The 1,272-nt window shown below is 73.1% G+C and carries 1 protein-coding gene; it reads left to right on the forward strand.

Annotation, left to right across the window (positions count from 1 at the left end):
• Window positions 1-1,136: pyruvate kinase (locus tag G6017_RS14265; RefSeq protein ID WP_241731570.1), on the forward strand; the 1,136-nt coding region annotated here is incomplete at its 5' end.
• Between the last annotated feature and the right edge of the window lie 136 nt (window positions 1,137-1,272).

Raw genomic sequence — 1,272 nt, forward strand, 5'->3', positions numbered from 1 at the left:
ATCCGGACGACACGCCCACGCCGCCCCCGACGCGTGGCCACCCTCCGCTGTGCGTCCGGGTGGACCCTCGGTGGCTCGCGGCGCGGGCCCCGGGGGACGTGATCGAGGTCCCCGACGCACGACGGCTCAGGCGGCGGTTCACCGTGGTGTCCGCGGGGGACGACGGCGTGCTGGCGGAGGGCGACCGCAACGCGTGGGTGCGCGACGGGACGCTGATCGACTGCGACTTCGAGCACACCCGGGTCCGCGGCATCCCCGCTGTGCCGCGCCGGATCCGCGTCCACCGCGGGGACCCGATCCTGCTCACCGTGGACATGGAACCGGTGGAGCCGCCGCGGTCCGGCGAGGAGATCCGACTGGGGTGCGCGCTCCCCGCGGTCGTGGAGGCCCTGTCGGTGGGGGACCGCGTCCTGTTCGACGACGGAGTCATCTCCGCGGAGGTCGTCGCGACCTCGATGCCGGGTCAGGAGGGTGGGCCCTGGGCCCGGCTGGAGGTGGTGCGCTGCCGCGAGGGCGGCCGATGGCTGGGGTCGGAGAAGGGCATCAACGTCCCCGGGCTGGAGGTGGACACCCCCGCACTGACCGACGAGGACCGGCAGTGCCTACGCTTCGCGTCCCGGCACGCGGACATCGTGGCGCTGTCCTTCGTGCGGACGAGGGGGGACGTCACCGACGCGGTGGAGGCGCTCCGGGCGGAGCGTGCGAAATCGGGGCGGGAGCTGGGGTTGCTGCTCAAGGTGGAGACCAGGCAGGCCTACCGCGCGCTGCCGGACCTGGTGCTGGAGGCCATGCGCCACGACCGGATCGGGGTGATGATCGCGCGCGGTGACCTCGCCGTCGAGATGGGATTCGAGTCGCTCTCGGAGATCCCGCGCAACATCACGCTGATGTGCCAGGCGGCCCGCGTTCCGGTCGTGCTGGCGACGCAGGTGCTGGAGTCGCTCGCGAAGACCGGGATGCCGTCCCGCGCGGAGATCTCCGACGCGGGCTCGGCGCAGCGGTCCGAGTGCGTGATGCTCAACAAGGGGCCCTACGTGGCGGAGGCGATCGAGACCCTCGACGCGATCCACTCGCGGATGGGCCGGATCCAGCGGAAGGCGTTGCCGTTGATGCGCCACGTCGACAGTTGGGACTGAACTCCGCCAGCCCCACCGCTACGCCGCGACCGCCGGCACCGCCACCGCGGTCGCGCGCCGCACGTGCTGTGCCAGCATGGTCGGCATGACCTCACCGCGGCGGACCGGCCAGTGGCGCTGGGTCGCGCATCCGCCG

The sequence above is a fragment of the Dietzia sp. B44 genome (assembly GCF_014145245.1).
Lineage (GTDB): Bacteria > Actinomycetota > Actinomycetes > Mycobacteriales > Mycobacteriaceae > Dietzia > Dietzia natronolimnaea.